Genomic DNA, 17,125 nt, shown 5'->3' with positions numbered 1-17,125 from the left:
GCCGTACGCCAGGCGCGCGATCGACCCGTACGGCCGGAGCCCGCAGGAGAGCGTGCGGGTGAGTACGCGGACTCAGGCGGATGTCAGTAGCACTGGGTAGCCTCGCGGCTGTCCGACGTACGGACGACACGACAACCTGGGGGACGACATGAACAAGCGCGCGACCGCCCTGGCGGCCCTGGCCCCGGCACTCGCCCTGACCCTCGCGGCAACCCCGGCCCAGGCCGCGCCGACGGACGAGATCATCGGCTACCCGGGCCCCGACGGCCTGATCTGGATCGCCGACCAGGCCGGCTCCAGCGGCTTCGTCTCGGGCGGCCTCTCCCCGCACCTGGACACCTTCATCACGTTCGGCTGCGCCGACGGCGGGAGCATCGAGGTGTCGTTCCGGCTCCAGGAGCACCCGGACCGCGACCCGGCCCCCTTCACCGTCGACTGCCCCGGCACGGACCCGACGGTCGTCACGCTCCCCCTCGGCACCGGCCTGCACGGTGGATTCACCGCGTGGGTGACCGCCTCGACCCCGACCACCCACTGGGGCGCCACGGTCACCCAGCCCGAGTAGCCCCGAAAACACCGCGGCGGGCGCCGTGGCACTGGTCAGGCCTGAGCCTTCACGTCCAGGATGAACGAGGACCACACGGCGGCCGGGAACACGAGAACGGGACCGGCACCGGCCAGCTTGCTGTCGCGGACGGGGACGACACCGGGGAGGCCGTCGGACACCTCTACGCAGCTGGCGCTCTCAGAGTTGCTGTAGGAGGACTTCCGCCAGGACAAGCCGTTCACGTCTGTGCGCATTTCGCGTATTCCTCCGCCACCGACTCGATCAAGGCCAGGGACGCATCCGGCGACAGCGCGGCGGCCCTGGCCAGATCGTAGAGTTTCCAGTGACGGTGCACCAGCGCCGGATAGTCGAGCAACTGCCCCACGCGGGGCCCCTCGGTGTACACGACATCGGGCGCGTCGGCGAACTGCATGATGCTCACCAAGGAGCCCAGGGCGCCTTGAGCCCCCGCCGAGAACGGCACCACCTGCAGCGTGATCCGATGGGCGCGAGCGTAAGCGGAGACGTGCCGCAACTGGGCTGCCATCACACCAGGCCCCCCGACCACCGTCCGCAGTACCGCCTCATGCAGGACGACCCACAATTCTGGGGTCGTCGGATGGTCGAGGAGCCGTGCGCGCTCCAGACGAAACGCGACCAGGCCATCAACGTACTCGGCAAGCGCGGTGGGGTTGCCGCCCCGCATCACCGCCCGGGCATAGTCCGCCGTCTGGAACAACCCGGGGACCAAGGTGGAGGCGTATTCGTAGATTGCCGTCGCCAGACGTTCCAGCTCGGCAGCTTCGGCGAAGTACTCCTCGTACTTGGACTTGAACGCCCTGGACAGACGGAAGAAATAGTCGCCTGTGCCAAGCTCCTTGTCGATCAGCATCGCCAGCTCCGGGCGCAGCCGCCGTGTCCCGCACTCCATCAGTCCGACGTACGCGCCGCTCGTGAAAATCAGCTCACCGAGCCCCGCCTGAGACAGCCCGGCCGCCTCTCGGTGCCTTCGCAGCTCCTCACGGGCGAACTCCTCCGGCGTCTGCGCTCCACCCTCGACCTTCGGCTTGGCCATGAGCCAACTCCCCGCTTCCGCAGTGCCCTCGCTCCGCGAGTGAGCGTAGTCCTCGGCGCCGCGCCGGAACAACGGAACGCATTGATACGACTACACGACGCCACAGCGCCCGCCATCCCTGGTCGGGGACATGGCGGGCGCTGTGTCAGAGTTCCGCACACCGTTGTACGGACCGTATGAGGGGTCCTCCCCGCAGGGAGGGGGCCTGACGGTTACACCATCAGGGAGCGGTCCGTCGGCTTGACCGGGTACGGGAGGGCGCTGGCGCCCGTCAGGTAGCGGTCGACGCCTCGGGCCGCCGAGCGGCCCTCCGCGATCGCCCAGACGATCAGCGACTGGCCGCGGCCGGCGTCGCCGGCCACGAAGACGCCGTCGACGTTGGTCGCGTACGAGGCGTCGCGCGCGACGTTGCCGCGGCCGTCCAGCTCCAGGCCGAACTGGGCCACCAGGCCGTTGGCCTGGTCGGTGCCGGTGAAGCCCATCGCCAGGGTGACCAGCTGGGCCGGGAGGACCCGCTCGGTGCCCGGCTTCTGCTCCAGCTTGCCGTCCTTGAACTCCACCTCGACCAGGTGCAGCGCCTGGACGTTGCCGTCCTCGTCGCCCTCGAAGTGGGTGGTGGAGACGGAGTAGATCCGCTCGCCGCCCTCCTCGTGCGCCGAGGTGACCTTGTACAGCATCGGGAAGGTCGGCCACGGCTGGCCCGCGGGCCGGTCCTCCGACGGGCGCGGCATGATCTCCAGCTGCGTGACGGACAGGGCGCCCTGGCGGTGGGCCGTGCCCACGCAGTCCGCGCCCGTGTCGCCGCCGCCGATGACGACCACGTGCTTGCCCTCGGCCGTGATGGGGGGCGCCACGAAGTCGCCCTCCTGGACCTTGTTCGCGAGGGGGAGGTACTCCATCGCGAAGTGGATCCCGCGCAGCTCGCGCCCCGGCACCGGCAGGTCGCGGGAGACCGTGGCGCCCGCCGCGATGACGACGGCGTCGAACCGCTTGCGCAGCTGTACGGCGTCCAGGTCGCGGCCGATCTCCACACCCGTGCGGAACTTGGTGCCCTCCGCGCGCATCTGCTCGATGCGGCGGTTGATGTGCACCTTCTCCATCTTGAACTCGGGGATGCCGTACCGCAGCAGCCCGCCGATGCGGTCCGCGCGCTCGTACACCACCACGGTGTGCCCGGCCCGGGTCAGCTGCTGGGCCGCGGCCAGGCCGGCCGGGCCCGAACCGATGACGGCCGCCGTCTTGCCCGACAACCGCTCCGGCGGCTGCGGGGTCACGTTGCCGTTGTCCCACGCCTTGTCGATGATCGAGACTTCGACGTTCTTGATCGTGACGGCCGGCTGGTTGATGCCGAGCACGCACGCCGACTCGCACGGAGCGGGGCACAGCCGGCCCGTGAACTCCGGGAAGTTGTTCGTGGCGTGCAGCCGCTCCGACGCCGCCGACCAGTCCTCGCGGTACGCGAAGTCGTTCCACTCCGGGATCAGGTTCCCGAGCGGGCAGCCGTTGTGGCAGAACGGGATGCCGCAGTCCATGCAGCGGCCGGCCTGCTTGCTGATGATCGGGAGCAGCGAGCCCGGGACGTAGACCTCGTTCCAGTCCTTGAGCCGGTCGGCGACCGGACGGGAACAGGCGGTCTCGCGCGGGGTGGTGAGGAAGCCCTTCGGGTCAGCCATGGGTCGCCGCCTCCATCATCTTCTCCGTGGTCTCGGACTCGGAGAGTCCGGCCAGCTCAGCGGCGTCCTTGGCGGCGAGCACTGCCTTGTACGTGGTCGGGATGATCTTGCTGAAGCGGGCCGCCGCGGCGTCCCAGTGAGCCAGGAGCTTCGCGGCCACGGTCGAGCCGGTCTCCTCCTCGTGGCGGCGCACCACATCGTGCAGCCACTGCTTGTCGGTGTCGGAGAGGGCTTCGACCGCGCCCGCGTTGCCGACGTTGACGTTGTCGGTGTCGAGGTCGACGACGTACGCGACGCCGCCCGACATGCCGGCCGCGAAGTTGCGGCCCGTCTCGCCGAGGACGACGGCCCGGCCGCCGGTCATGTACTCGCAGCCGTGGTCGCCCACGCCCTCCGAGACGACCAGGGCGCCGGAGTTGCGGACGCAGAAGCGCTCGCCGGTGCGGCCGCGCAGGAACATCTCGCCGCCGGTGGCGCCGTAGCCGATGGTGTTGCCGGCGATGGTCGAGTACTCGGCGAGGTGGTCGGCGCCGCGGTCCGGGCGGACCACGACCCGGCCGCCCGACAGGCCCTTGCCGACGTAGTCGTTGGCGTCGCCCTCCAGGCGCAGCGTCACGCCGCGCGGCAGGAAGGCGCCGAAGGACTGGCCCGCGGACCCCGTGAAGGTCAGGTCGATGGTGTTGTCGGGCAGGCCCGCACCGCCGAACTTCTTGGTGACCTCGTGGCCGAGCATGGTGCCGACGGTCCGGTTGATGTTCCGTATGGCGACCTGCGCGCGGACCGGCTGGGCGGCTTCGGCGGTCTCGGCGTTCAGCGCATCGGCCGCGAGCTTGATCAGCTCGTTGTCGAGGGCCTTCTCCAGACCGTGGTCCTGCTCGATCAGGGCGTGGCGGACCGCGCCCTCGGGCAGCGCCGGCACGTGGAAGAGGGGCTCCAGGTCGAGGCCCTGTGCCTTCCAGTGCGTGACGGCCTTGCTGGTGTCGAGGAGCTCGGCGTGGCCGACGGCCTCCTCGATCGTACGGAAGCCCAGCTCGGCGAGGATCTCGCGGACTTCCTCGGCGATGAACTCGAAGAAGTTCACGACGAACTCGGGCTTGCCGGAGAAGCGGTCGCGCAGGACCGGGTTCTGCGTGGCGATGCCGACCGGGCAGGTGTCCAGGTGGCAGACGCGCATCATGACGCAGCCGGAGACGACGAGCGGCGCGGTCGCGAAACCGAACTCCTCGGCGCCGAGCAGCGCGGCGATGACCACGTCGCGGCCGGTCTTGAGCTGGCCGTCGGTCTGGACCACGATGCGGTCGCGCAGCCCGTTGAGCAGCAGCGTCTGCTGGGTCTCGGCGAGGCCGAGCTCCCAGGGGCCGCCCGCGTGCTTGAGGGAGGTCAGCGGGGAGGCGCCCGTGCCGCCGTCGTGGCCGGAGATCAGGACGACGTCCGCGTGGGCCTTGGAGACACCCGCGGCGACGGTGCCGACACCGACCTCCGACACCAGCTTCACGTGGATGCGCGCGGCCGGGTTGGCGTTCTTGAGGTCGTGGATCAGCTGAGCCAGGTCCTCGATGGAGTAGATGTCGTGGTGCGGCGGCGGGGAGATCAGGCCGACGCCCGGGGTGGAGTGCCGGGTCTTGGCGACCCACGGGTAGACCTTGTGGCCGGGCAGCTGGCCGCCCTCGCCGGGCTTGGCGCCCTGCGCCATCTTGATCTGGATGTCGTCCGCGTTGACCAGGTACTCGCTCGTCACGCCGAAGCGGCCGGAGGCGACCTGCTTGATCGACGAACGCCGCGCCGGGTCGTACAGGCGGTCCGGGTCCTCGCCGCCCTCACCCGTGTTGGACTTGCCGCCCAGCTGGTTCATGGCGATGGCGAGGGTCTCGTGCGCCTCGCGCGAGATGGAGCCGTACGACATGGCGCCGGTGGAGAAGCGCTTGACGATGTCGGCGACCGACTCGACCTCGTCGATGGAGATCGAGGGCCGGTCCTCCGTCTTGAAGCCGAAGAGCCCGCGGAGCGTCATGAGGCGCTCGGACTGCTCGTTCACCCGGTCCGTGTACTTCTTGAAGATGTCGTACCGGCGGTTGCGGGTGGCGTGCTGGAGGCGGAAGACCGTCTCCGGGTCGAACAGGTGCGGCTCGCCCTCGCGGCGCCACTGGTACTCGCCGCCGATCTCCAGCGCGCGGTGCGTGGCCGCGATGCCGGAGGCCGGGTACGCCTTGGCGTGGCGGGCGGCCACCTCCTTGGCGATGACGTCCAGGCCCGCGCCGCCGATCTTGGTGGCGGTGCCCTGGAAGTACGCCGCGACGAACTCCTCGTTCAGGCCGACGGCCTCGAAGACCTGGGCGCCGCGGTAGGAGGCGACGGTGGAGATGCCCATCTTGGACATGACCTTCAGGACGCCCTTGCCGAGCGCGTAGATCAGGTTCTTGATGGCCTGCTCCGGCTCCAGGCCGGACAGGAACGTACCGGCGCGCAGCAGGTCCTCGACGGACTCCATGGCGAGGTACGGGTTCACGGCGGCGGCGCCGTAGCCGATGAGCAGCGCGACGTGGTGGACCTCGCGGACGTCGCCTGCCTCGACCAGCAGGCCCACCTGGGTGCGCTGCTTGGTGGCGATGAGGTGGTGGTGCACGGCGGAGGTGAGCAGCAGCGAGGGGATCGGGGCGTGCTCGGCGTCCGAGTGGCGGTCCGAGAGGACGATCAGGTGGGCGCCGCCCGCGATGGCCGCGTCGACCTCGCCGCGGATCTCCTCCAGGCGGGCGGCCAGCGCCTCGCCGCCGCCGGAGACCCGGTAGAGGCCCGAGAGGGTGGCGGCCTTCATGCCCGGCATGTCGCCGTCGGCGTTGACGTGGATGAGCTTGGCCAGCTCGTCGTTGTCGATCACCGGGAAGGGCAGGGTGACGCTGCGGCAGGACGCGGCGGTCGGGTCCAGCAGGTTGCCCTGCGGGCCCAGCGAGGACAGCAGCGAGGTGACGAGCTCCTCGCGGATGGCGTCCAGCGGCGGGTTGGTGACCTGCGCGAAGAGCTGCGTGAAGTAGTCGAAGAGCAGCCGGGGGCGCTCGGACAGGGCCGCGATCGGGGAGTCCGTGCCCATGGAGCCGAGCGGCTCGCCGCCGGTACGGGCCATCGGCGCGAGGATGACGCGCAGCTCTTCCTCGGTGTAGCCGAAGGTCTGCTGGCGGCGGGTGACCGAGGCGTGGGTGTGGACGATGTGCTCGCGCTCGGGCAGGTCCGTCAGCTCGATCTCGCCGGACTCCAGCCAGTCCGCGTACGGCGCGGCGGCGGCCAGGCCGGCCTTGATCTCGTCGTCCTCGACGATCCGCTTCTGGGCGGTGTCGACGAGGAACATCTTGCCGGGCTGGAGGCGGCCCTTGCGGACGACCTTGGCCGGGTCGATGTCGAGGACGCCGACCTCGGAGGAGAGGACGACGAGGCCGTCGTCGGTGACCCAGTAGCGGCCGGGGCGCAGACCGTTGCGGTCGAGGACCGCGCCGACCTGGGTGCCGTCGGTGAAGGTGACGCAGGCCGGGCCGTCCCAGGGCTCCATCAGCGTGGAGTGGTACTGGTAGAACGCGCGGCGGGCCGGGTCCATGGAGGTGTGGTTCTCCCACGCCTCCGGGATCATCATCAGCACCGCGTGGGGCAGCGAGCGGCCGCCGAGGTGCAGGAGCTCCAGGACCTCGTCGAAGGAGGCCGAGTCGGAGGCGTCGGGGGTGCAGATCGGGAAGATCCGCTCCAGGGCGCCGTCGCCGAAGACGTCGGAGGCCAGCTGGGACTCGCGGGCCTTCATCCAGTTGCGGTTGCCCTTGACCGTGTTGATCTCGCCGTTGTGCGCGACGAAGCGGTACGGGTGGGCCAGCGGCCAGGACGGGAAGGTGTTGGTCGAGAACCGCGAGTGGACCAGGGCCAGCGTCGAGGCGAAGCGGCGGTCGGAGAGGTCCGGGAAGAAGGGCTCCAGCTGGCCGGTGGTCAGCATGCCCTTGTAGACGATGGTGCGGGCGGAGAGCGACGGGAAGTACACGCCGGCCTCGCGCTCGGCGCGCTTGCGCAGCACGAACGCCTTGCGGTCCAGCTCGATGCCCGTCGTGCCGTTGGACACGAACAGCTGGGAGAAGGCCGGCATGGTGGCGCGGGCGCCGTTGCCGAGCAGGTCGGGGGTGACCGGGACCTCGCGCCAGCCGAGAACCGTCAGGTTCTCTTCGGCGGCGATGGCCTCGATCTGCTCCACGGCGACGGCCTGTGCGGTGCCGTCGGCGGGGAGGAAGGCGATGCCGACGGCGTACGCGCCGGCCTCGGGGAGCTCGAATCCGGCCACCTCGCGCAGGAACGCGTCGGGGACCTGGGAGAGGATTCCGGCGCCGTCGCCCGAGTCGGGCTCGGATCCGGTGGCGCCTCGGTGTTCGAGGTTCCGCAATACGGTCAGCGCCTGCTCGACCAGCGTGTGGCTGGCCTCGCCGCTGAGGTTGGCCACAAAGCCGACGCCGCAGGCGTCGTGCTCGTTGCGCGGGTCGTACATGCCCTGCTGGGCGGGGCGACCGTCCATGGGCGACCAGGCGGTGTTGCTGAGGCCGGTCGCGGAGTGCGTGGATGCGGAACGCATCGGCTCTCCCGTCGTCGTAGCGGCATATGTGTCATAGCCGAGGGACGACGTTGGCCCTCTGCGAAATTTCGTGCAGGTTACATGATGACGGCAATCCCGAGAAGCGGATACGGCGTTTCACCATGCGGACACTGCACGCAGCAGAAAGTGCAGACATTCGCAGCGGGGCGCGCATCTTTGCCCGGTGCGCGGCGCCCTGGTCTGATGCCCGGCGGACATGGGATCGAAACCGCCGGGTAACGGACTACTTATGTCGCGGGCTGCATAGTGTCTCACTGCTTGCGCGGTCAGCCTACGGCTCCGCCGATCCAGGTTCCCAGGACGTACGTCACACCCGCGGCCGCACCGCCCAGCAGCAGCTGCCGCAGGCCGCTGTACCACCAGGTCCGCGCGGTGACCCGGGAGACGATCGCGCCGCAGGCGAAGAGCCCGGCCAGCGCGAGCAGCACCGCCGGCCACAGGGACGTGGCACCCAGCAGGTACGGCAGTACGGGGAGCAGAGCGCCCAGCGCGAAGGAGCCGAAGGACGAGACGGCGGCGACCGCCGGCGAGGGCAGGTCGTCGGGGTCGATCCCGAGCTCCTCGCGCGCGTGGATCTCCAGCGCCTGCTCGGGGTCCCGGGACAGCTGCACGGCGACCTCGCGGGCGAGCGACGGCTCGACGCCGCGCGATACGTACAGCTCGGCCAGCTCCTCCATCTCGTCGACGGGGTGCTTGCGCAACTGCTGTCGTTCTATGTCGAGTTCGGCGAGGACCAGCTCGCGCTGGGAGGCGACGGAGGTGTACTCGCCGGCCGCCATCGAGAAGGCTCCGGCCGCGAGGCCCGCCAGCCCGGTGATCACGATGGTCTGCGGGGCGACGGCGCCGCCGGCCACGCCGGTCATCAGCGCGAGGTTGGATACCAGCCCGTCCATGGCGCCGAAGACGGCCGGTCGCAGCCATCCGCCGTTGACATCGCGATGGGTGTGGTTGTCGCGGTGGGCGGTGTGCAGCGGCGCTTCGATGTCGATGATGGACATGACGGATTCCTCCCCTTTTGTACGAGCGGGTACGCGGAACCACGCCATGCGCGACGCGCAGGCACCCACTCCCCTGGAACACCTCGAAACTACGCACGATTTCTGCCGTCCGCCAGCAAGGAAGGCCGTACTTACCTGGGGTTTCGCGGGTCGGCGACCGGGTGACGGGGGCCTGGGCGGGGTGTTTCGCGGCAAGCGACAAACCATATGCCATGGCACAAATCCCCCAAGGGCTCATGATGAGCCCCATCCACAGTGGGAGAGGCGCGCCATGGAGCCGATGAAGCTGATTGCATGCAATCCGCAGGTCCTCCTCGAACGGGCCAGGGGCGCTCTTCTCGGCCTCGCGGCGGGGGACGCGCTCGGCGCCCCCGCCGAGAACATGAAGCCCTCGGAGATCCGGGCGAAATGGGGCCGCATCGAGGGCTTCGTGTCGGACGATCCGGCGGGCACCGACGACACCGAGTACGCGATCTTCTCGGGCCTGCTGCTGGCCCGCCACGGGTCGGCGCTGACCGTCTCGCACGTCGAGCGGGCCTGGCACCACTGGATCGCCGACCTCGACGAGGGGCCGTTCCGCGGCGCGGGCTTCAGCGAGCGCGGCACGCTGGAGAACCTCCGCCGGGGCCTCGCCGCCCCCATCTCCGCCCAGCACCGCCACGCCTGGTCGGACGGCCTGGCCATGCGGGCGGCCCCCTTCGGAGTCTTCGCGGCCGGGCGCCCGGCGGAAGCGGCCCGGCTCGTCGCCATCGACGGCTCGGTCAGCCACGAGGGGGAGGGCATCTACGGCGGCCAGGCGGTCGCCGCCGGTGTCGCGGCGGCGATGGCGGGCGGCCCGCCCGCCTCCGTCATCTCCGCGGCCCTGTCCGTGATCCCGTCCGACTCGTGGACGGCCCGCTCCCTGCGCCGGGCGGTGACGGCGGCCCCGCGGGGCGAGCGGGCCGTGCGCTCCGCCGTGGTGATCGGCGGCTACCCCTGGACGGACCTGGCCCCGGAGGCGGTGGGCCTGGCCTTCGGCGCCTTCGCCACCTGCGGCGGCGAGTTCACCTCCTCGGTCCTGACGGCGGTGAACATGGGCCGGGACGCGGACACCACGGCGGCGGTGGCGGGCGCCCTCTCCGGCGCCCTCTCGGGCGTCACCGCGATCCCGGAGGAGTGGGCCAAGGCCATCGGCCCGGTCCGCGGCTCCTGCCTCCCCTCCATGCGCGGCTACCACGTACTGGACATCGCGGACCTCCTCACCCCGGAATCCGAGACCCCCCGGTGACGCCCCCCGCCGTCCCCCCGACCCCTGCGGCGGTCGACGCCGCGCCGGGCGCGCAGGTGTGCACCGCCCCCGCGGAGGCCGCGTGGGCCCGCCCCCAGCCCCTCGCGGGGGCCGGGGAGGACCGCGTTCCCCAGCCCCCCGCCGGGGTCCGGCGGATCGAGGGGCTGCTGCTCGGGCTCGCCGCGGGAGACGCCGCCGGGTGGCCCGCCGCCCGGCACCGCGCCAGCCGCATGCCCGAGTGGACCCGCCGCCTCACCCGCGAGCTCGACACCTTCGCCGAGCACAACCAGACCACCACCCTCCCCGTCCCCATCGCCCTCAACCAGCCCCCGGAACCCCTGCGCCTCGGCCCCTCCGACGACGCCGAATGGGCCGCCTTCGCCGCCGAGTCCGTGCTCACCGCGGCCGGCGTGCTGCTCAGCGACCTCAGCCGGTCCCGCCGCATGCGGGCCGCCATCGACCTCGCCTGGAACGCCCTGGCCAGCGAGATCGCCGCGGCGGCGGAGCGCGCCCCCGAGGTGGAGTCCGCCGTCCTGCCCCTGCGCGCCCGGATCTCCGTCCGGGCCGGCCTCGGCAACCTGGCCGCCGGCCTGCGCCCGCCCGCCACCGGCCACGACAACCCGCACTACTTCGACGACGCCGCCTGCATCCGCGCCTGCGTCCTCGCCGTCGTCCACCCCGGCGACCCGGCCGCGGCCGCGGACCTCGCCGAGTTCGACGCCCGCTACACCCAGGACGGCGACGGGGTCCACGGTGCCCGAGCCATGGCCGCCGCCATCGCGGCCGCCCTTGCCGGCGCCGACACCGACACCGCCGTCGACGCCGCCCTCGACCTGCTCCCCGAGGCCACCGAGATCGGCCGCAACGCCCGCCACGCCGTCAAGCTCGCCCGCGTCCACACCGAGGGCGGCGCCTTCGCCATCGTCCCCACCCTCGAACACGAGATCGTGGACCACGTCTACAGCTACGGCATCGCCGCCGCCGAGACCGTCCCCGTCGCCCTCGCCCTGGCCACCGCCGCCCGCGGCCGGGCCGCCGAGGCCGTACCCGCCGCGGCCTGCCTGTCCCGCGTCGCGGACTCCGCCCCCGCCCTCGCCGGCGCGCTCACCGGCGCCCTCGGCGGCGGCGACTCCATCCCGACCGCCTGGCGCGAGGCCTGCCGCACCCTCTCCGGCTGCGCCCTCCCCCGCCTCGCCGGCACCGATCTCGTCGAACTCGCCGCGCTGCTCGCTCGTACGGAACTCACCTCACCCAAGGGATGATTCGGACATGACGCTCACTCTCGAAGACCGGGCGGCCGGCTGCCTCGTCGGAGCCGCCGTCGGCGACGCGCTCGGCGGCCCGGTCGAGGGCTGGTCCCCGGACCAGATCGTGGAACGGCACGGCGGCCGCGTCCACGGCATCGTCGGCCCGTGGCACGAGGACTGGCGCACGGCCCGCCCCATCGCCCCGTACCACAAGGGCGACGGCCACGTCACCGACGACACCCTCATGACGCACGCCCTGGTACGGGTCTACGCGGCCGTACGGGACCACCTGGACGCGTACGCGATCGCCGATCACCTGGTCCCCGACCTGATGACGAACCCGCGCTGGATCCCCGAACTGGAGGCGGAGGCCCTGCCCCTGCAGCGGATCTTCCTCGCCGAGAAGTGGATCGTCAGCCGCCTGCACTACGGGCACGTCGACCCCCGCGAGGCGGGCAGCGGCAACATCGTCAACTGCGGGGCGGCGATGTACATGGCGCCGGTCGGCATCGTCAACGCGGGGAATCCGGCGGGCGCGTACGCGGAGGCCCTGGACGTCGCCGGGGCGCACCAGTCCTCGTACGGGCGGGAGGCGGCGGGCGTCTTCGCGGCGGCGGTGGCCGCGGCCTGCGTGCCCGGGGCGACGGCTTCGTCGGTGGTGGACACGGCCCTCGCGCTGGCCAAGGACGGCACGCGGGCCGCCATCGCGGCGGTGTGCGAAGCGGCCTCGCGCCACCGGGACTTCGAATCGGCCCTGGCCCCGCTCCGCGCGGCGGTGGCCCCCTTCGACTCCGTCGGGCCGGACTACCGCACCCCCTCGCTCGGCGCCCGCCGCCCCTCCCGCCTCCACGCGATCGAGGAACTGCCGATCGCGCTCGGCATGCTGGTCGTCTCCGACGGGGTGTACGAGGGCTCGGTGCTCGGCGCCGTCAACTACGGCCGTGACTGCGACTCCATCGCCACGATGGCGGGGGCGATCGCCGGAGCCCTGTCGGGCGTCTCGGCGGTCCCGCCGGCCTGGGCCAAGGAGGTGGCCGAGGCCAGCCGCCTCGACCTGCACGCCCCGGCGACGGCACTGGCCGCGGTGACCCGAGAGGTCTTCACGCGGGACCGGGCCCGCCGCCGGGCCCACGAAGCGGCCTTCGCCTCGATCGCCGGCCCGCGGTGACCCCCGCCCCGCCCGCCGCGCCCGCGGGGCCGTCGCCCGCGCCGGCCCCGGGCGGCGGTCCGGCCGGGACCCTGCGGCTGACCTGGGCGCAGCCGGAGGACCTGGTCGGCCACGAGCTGCGACAGGCGGCGGAGGACGGCCGGGACGCCGGGCCGGCGGCGCGGGCCTGGGCGGCGGCGGGCGGCCACCCGGCTCCCTCCCGGGCCGGCGCCTCCCCCGCCCCGGCCCCACCGGAACTGCGCGCCCTGGCCCTGCGCCTCCTGGACGAACTCGCCTCCCTCCCGGTCCCCTCGGCCGCGGCGGAACCGGCTTCCTGGCCCGCGATCACCGCGACCTGGCCCGCATCCCCGGCCGCCGACGGGCCGGCCGCCGCGCGCCCCCGCCCGGCGGACCGTCCCGCGCGGCCGGAGCCCGGGGCCGGAACCGGTGCGGATCCGCAGCTGCGCCGCCGGCTGGAGGCCGCCTGGACGGGGCGGGCCGTCGGGTGCCTGCTCGGCAAGCCCGTCGAGAAGCTGCCGCTGCACGCGATCCGGGCGCTGGGCCGGGCCGCCGGGAACTGGCCGCCGGGCGACTGGTTCACCGCGCGCGGCGTCCCCGCGGAGCTCCTGGCCGCACACCCCTGGAACCGGCGTTCCGCGGGCACCTCCCTCGCTGAGAACATCGACGGCATGCCCGAGGACGACGACCTCAACTACCCCCTCCTCGGGCTCCGGCTGCTCCGGCGCCACGGCAAGGGCTTCACCACCGCCGACGTCGGCCGGCTCTGGCTCGACGAGCTGCCCGCCGGGCGGACCTTCACCGCCGAGCGCCTCGCGTACCGCAACCTCCTCCAGGGGCTGGAGCCCCCGGCCACCGCCACCCACCACAACCCCTTCCGCGAGTGGATCGGCGCCCTCATCCGGGCAGACGTCCACGGCTGGACCCACCCCGGCGACCCGGCCGCCGCCGCGGCCCAGGCGTACCGGGACGCCGCCCTCACCCACAGCGCCAACGGCCTCTACGCCGCCCTCTTCAGCGCCGCCGCCATCGCCGAGGCCGCCGGCGGCCGGGCCGACGTCCACACCGCGCTCCGGGCCGGGCTGGCCGTCGTACCGCCGCGCTCGCGCCTCGCCGAGGCCGTCCGCCACGCCGTCGACACCGCGCACCGGTACACCGATTTCGACCGCGTCGTCGACCACCTCCACGAGCGGTACGGCCGCTACCACTGGGTTCACGCCGTCCCCAACACCGCCCTCATCGCCGCCGCCCTCACCCATGCCGACGGGGACTTCACCCACTCCGTCTGCCGCGCCGTGTCCGGTGGCTGGGACACCGACTCCAACGGCGCCACCGCCGGCTCCCTCGCCGCGCTCGTCGACCCGCACGGCGTCCCGCACCGCTGGTCCGCCCCCCTCAAGAACCGCCTCGCCACCACCGTCCCCGGCTTCGACGGCATCGGCTTCGACACCCTCGCCCACCTCACCGCACAGGAGGCAGCCCGCCCATGACGGCCATCGCCGTGCTCGGCAGTACCAACATGGACCTCGTCGCCTACGTCCCCAAGGCCCCCCGCCTCGGGGAGACCGTCACCGGCCGCGAGTTCCGCACCGTCCCCGGCGGCAAGGGCGCCAACCAGGCCGTCGCCGCCGCCCGCAGCGGCGGGGAGGTGGTGATGATCGGCGCCGTCGGCGCCGACGGGTTCGGCGTACGGCTGCGCTCCGCGCTCACCGCGGCCGGGGTCGAAACGGCGGCCCTGCGCACCGTCGAGGGCGCCAGCGGCACCGCGCACATCACCGTCGACGACGAGGGCGGCAACAGCATCATCGTCATCCCCGGCGCCAACGGCTCCGTCACCGGGCTGGAGGCGGGCGACGCGGCCCGGATCGGCGCCGTCGACCTCCTGCTGCTCCAGCTCGAACTCCCGATGGAGGCCGTCCTCGCGGGCGCCGCGGCCGCCCGCGCCCAGGGGGTCCGTACGGTCCTCACCCCGGCCCCGGCCCGGCCGCTGCCGCGCGAACTGCTGGAGCTGGTGGACCTCCTGGTGCCCAACGAGCACGAGGCGGCGGCCCTGACCGGCTTCACCGACCCGCTGGGAGCCGCCGAGGCGCTGCTGCGCGAGGTACCGGAGGTGGTGCTCACCCTGGGCGCGGCCGGGGTGCTGTACGCGGCGCGGGGCCGGAAGCCGCTTGCGGTGCCGGCGCTCCCGGTCCGGGCCGTGGACACCACCGCCGCCGGGGACACCTTCGTCGGCGCGCTGGCGGTGGCCCTCGGGGAGGGCCGCCCGATGCCGGAGGCGCTGCGCTGGGCCTCGGCGGCGGCCGCCCTCTCCGTCCAGCGGCCCGGGGCGCAGGACTCGATGCCGACCCGCGCGGAGACCGACGCCTTCGCCGCCTCCGCCTCCGCGCCCGGTACCGGTACGGGTACCGGTACCGGGAACGACCTCGCCGGCGAACCGGCCGCGGGAGCCGCCTCGTGACCCCTGCCGACGCGACGCGGCCCTCCCCCGGCGCCGCCGCCACCGGCGGCCCCCTCGACGGGCTGCGCGTCCTGGACCTCGCCACCCTCTTCGCCGGGCCCCTCGCCGCCACCCTGCTCGGCGACTTCGGCGCCGACGTCGTCAAGGTCGAGCACCCCGAGCGCCCCGACCCCTCGCGCGGCCACGGCCCGGCCAAGGACGGCATCGGCCTGTGGTGGAAGCTGCTCGGCCGGAACAAGCGGACGATGACCCTCGACCTGTCCACCCCCGGCGGGCGCGAGACCCTGCTGCGGCTGGCCGCCACCGCCGACGTGGTCATCGAGAACTTCCGCCCGGGCACCCTGGAGAAGTGGGGGCTGGGCTGGCCCGAGCTGTCCGCCGCCAACCCGCGGCTGGTCCTGGCCCGCGTCACCGCCTTCGGCCAGCAGGGCCCGTACGCCCACCGGCCCGGCTTCGGCACCCTCGCGGAGGCGATGAGCGGCTTCGCCGCGATCACCGGGGAGCCCGACGGTCCGCCGACCCTGCCGCCCTTCGGACTCGCCGACTCGATCGCCGCGCTGACCACCGCGTACGCCGTGATGACCGCGCTCGCCGGGCGCGGGCGCACCGGACCGGGGCAGGTGGTGGACCTGGCCATCATCGAGCCGATCCTGACCGTGCTGGGCCCGCACCCGCTCTGGTACGACCAGCTCGGCTACGTCCAGCCGCGCACCGGAAACCGCTCCACCAACAACGCCCCACGGAACACCTACCGCAGCGCCGACGGCCGCTGGCTGGCGGTCTCCACCTCCGCGCAGTCCATCGCGGAGCGCGTCATGCGGCTCGTCGGCCGGGCCGAGCTGATCGCCGAGCCGTGGTTCGCGACGGGCTCCGGCCGGGCCGCGCACGCGCCCGTCCTCGACGAGGCGGTCGGGGGCTGGATCGGCCGCCACAAGGCCGACGACGTGGTCGCCGCCTTCGAGGAGGCCGAGGCCGCCGTGGCCCTGGTCTACGACGTACGGGACGTCATGGCCGATCCGCAGTTCGCGGCCCTGGACAGCGTCACCGAGGTCGAGGACCCCGAACTCGGGCCGCTGCGGATGCAGAACGTCCTGTTCCGGCTCTCCGAGACCCCCGGCGGGATCCGCTGGGCGGGCCGCCCGCACGGCGCGGACACCGACGCCGTACTCACCGAACTCGGCCTGTCCGAGGCCGAGATCAGCGCACTCCGGATGGAGGGGGCCCTGTGATCCTGACCTGGCTCTACGTACCCGGCGACCGCCCGGAGGTGGTCGCCAAGGCCCTGCACTCCGGGGCCGACGCCGTCATCGTCGACCTGGAGGACGCGGTGTCGGCCTCCCGCAAGGAGTACGCCCGCGCCGCCACCGCGGAACGGCTGGCCGAGCGGCCCCCGCTCCCGGTGTTCGTCCGCGTCAACGCCCTCGACTCCCCCTGGGCCGGCGCCGACCTGACCGCCCTGACCGGGCTGCGCGGCCTGGCGGGGCTGCGGCTGCCGAAGATCACGGCCCCGGAGCAGATCGCCGCGGTCGCCGACCGCACCGGCGGGGTGGCGCTCCACGCCATGCTGGAGTCCGCCCTGGGCGTGGAGCGCGCGTACGAGATCGCCCGCGCGCACCCCGCCCTGCGCGGGCTCTCCCTCGGCGAGGCCGACCTCGGGGCCGACCTGGGCATCAGCGCGGAGGCGGGGCTGGACTGGCCGCGCTCGCGGGTGGTGGTCGCGGCCCGGGCGGCGGGACTGGCCCCGCCCGCGCAGTCGGTCTTCCCCGACATCCGGGACCTGGAGGCGCTGGCCGTCTCGTGTGCGCGCGGCCGGGCGCTGGGCCTCCTGGGCCGGGCGGCGATCCACCCGCGCCAGCTGCCGGTGATCGAGCGGGCCTACCTGCCCGGCCCGGCGGAGGTCACCGCCGCGCAGGAGATCGTCGCGGCCGCCCGCCGCACACCGGGGGCGGTGGCCCTGCCGGACGGCCGCTTCGTGGACCCTGCGGTGCTGGCGGGGGCGGAACGGGTCGTCGCCCTCGCGCGCCGGGAATCGCCCGTCCTTTCCTGACCCCCGGACGCAAGAGGGGAGGGGCGCCGCGCGGTG

13 protein-coding genes are annotated in these 17,125 nt (G+C 73.3%); 8 read left to right on the top strand and 5 right to left on the bottom strand.

The features are described from left to right. Positions 1 to 148: 148 nt before the first annotated feature. Positions 149 to 565: a hypothetical protein gene (locus tag ACIBAD_RS30755; protein ID WP_398909902.1), complete on the top strand. Its 417-nt coding sequence runs from the start codon at positions 149 to 151 to the stop codon at positions 563 to 565. 35 nt (positions 566 to 600) lie between these two features. On the opposite strand, the gene ACIBAD_RS30750 is transcribed toward ACIBAD_RS30755, so the two are convergent. The 5 genes from ACIBAD_RS30750 to ACIBAD_RS30730 form a co-directional block, all read right to left on the bottom strand. After that, the gene (locus ACIBAD_RS30750) at positions 601 to 801 is read right to left on the bottom strand and encodes a DUF397 domain-containing protein (RefSeq protein ID WP_398909900.1); all 201 of its coding nucleotides are present in this window, start codon (positions 799 to 801) and stop codon (positions 601 to 603) included. Beyond that, complete coding sequence (locus ACIBAD_RS30745) at positions 786 to 1,622, bottom strand: Scr1 family TA system antitoxin-like transcriptional regulator (RefSeq protein ID WP_398909899.1); 837 nt, start codon at positions 1,620 to 1,622, stop codon at positions 786 to 788. Before ACIBAD_RS30745 ends, ACIBAD_RS30750 begins: the two co-directional genes overlap by 16 nt. Positions 1,623 to 1,834: 212 nt before the next feature. After that, positions 1,835 to 3,295 carry a glutamate synthase subunit beta gene (locus tag ACIBAD_RS30740; protein WP_134075024.1) on the bottom strand — a complete coding sequence of 487 codons (1,461 nt, stop codon included), beginning with the start codon at positions 3,293 to 3,295 and terminating at the stop codon, positions 1,835 to 1,837. After that, the gene (gene gltB, locus ACIBAD_RS30735; protein WP_398909989.1) at positions 3,288 to 7,829 is read right to left on the bottom strand and encodes a glutamate synthase large subunit; all 4,542 of its coding nucleotides are present in this window, start codon (positions 7,827 to 7,829) and stop codon (positions 3,288 to 3,290) included. Before gltB ends, ACIBAD_RS30740 begins: the two co-directional genes overlap by 8 nt. 344 nt (positions 7,830 to 8,173) lie before the next feature. Next, a complete protein-coding gene (locus ACIBAD_RS30730; RefSeq protein WP_398909897.1) occupies positions 8,174 to 8,905 on the bottom strand; it encodes a VIT1/CCC1 transporter family protein in 732 nt (243 codons plus the stop codon). A gap of 280 nt (positions 8,906 to 9,185) precedes the next feature. On the opposite strand from ACIBAD_RS30730, the gene ACIBAD_RS30725 reads away from it, so the two are divergent. The 7 genes from ACIBAD_RS30725 (at position 9,186) to ACIBAD_RS30695 (ending at position 17,089) form a co-directional block, all read left to right on the top strand. Beyond that, a complete protein-coding gene (locus ACIBAD_RS30725) occupies positions 9,186 to 10,172 on the top strand; it encodes an ADP-ribosylglycohydrolase family protein (protein WP_134075026.1) in 987 nt (328 codons plus the stop codon). Further along, positions 10,169 to 11,434, top strand: coding sequence for an ADP-ribosylglycohydrolase family protein (locus tag ACIBAD_RS30720; RefSeq protein WP_398909894.1), 1,266 nt, complete (start codon positions 10,169 to 10,171; stop codon positions 11,432 to 11,434). The genes ACIBAD_RS30725 and ACIBAD_RS30720 overlap by 4 nt, the downstream gene beginning before the upstream one ends. Positions 11,435 to 11,441: 7 nt before the next feature. Next, positions 11,442 to 12,587 carry an ADP-ribosylglycohydrolase family protein gene (locus ACIBAD_RS30715; protein WP_398909892.1) on the top strand — a complete coding sequence of 382 codons (1,146 nt, stop codon included), beginning with the start codon at positions 11,442 to 11,444 and terminating at the stop codon, positions 12,585 to 12,587. Positions 12,588 to 12,658: 71 nt separating this feature from the next. Then, entirely contained in the window at positions 12,659 to 14,074 is a 1,416-nt protein-coding gene (locus ACIBAD_RS30710; protein ID WP_398909987.1) for an ADP-ribosylglycohydrolase family protein, read from the top strand. Then, positions 14,071 to 15,042: a ribokinase gene (gene rbsK, locus ACIBAD_RS30705; protein ID WP_134075028.1), complete on the top strand. Its 972-nt coding sequence runs from the start codon at positions 14,071 to 14,073 to the stop codon at positions 15,040 to 15,042. The genes ACIBAD_RS30710 and rbsK overlap by 4 nt, the downstream gene beginning before the upstream one ends. Next, a complete protein-coding gene (locus ACIBAD_RS30700) occupies positions 15,039 to 16,271 on the top strand; it encodes a CaiB/BaiF CoA transferase family protein (protein ID WP_398909890.1) in 1,233 nt (410 codons plus the stop codon). Before rbsK ends, ACIBAD_RS30700 begins: the two co-directional genes overlap by 4 nt. After that, positions 16,268 to 17,089, top strand: coding sequence for a CoA ester lyase (locus ACIBAD_RS30695; protein WP_134075030.1), 822 nt, complete (start codon positions 16,268 to 16,270; stop codon positions 17,087 to 17,089). The genes ACIBAD_RS30700 and ACIBAD_RS30695 overlap by 4 nt, the downstream gene beginning before the upstream one ends. The last annotated feature ends 36 nt before the right edge of the window (positions 17,090 to 17,125 follow it).

Source organism: Streptomyces sp. NPDC051109 (assembly GCF_044455885.1).
GTDB lineage: Bacteria > Actinomycetota > Actinomycetes > Streptomycetales > Streptomycetaceae > Streptomyces.
This window is presented reverse-complemented; position numbering and strand designations above follow the sequence as displayed.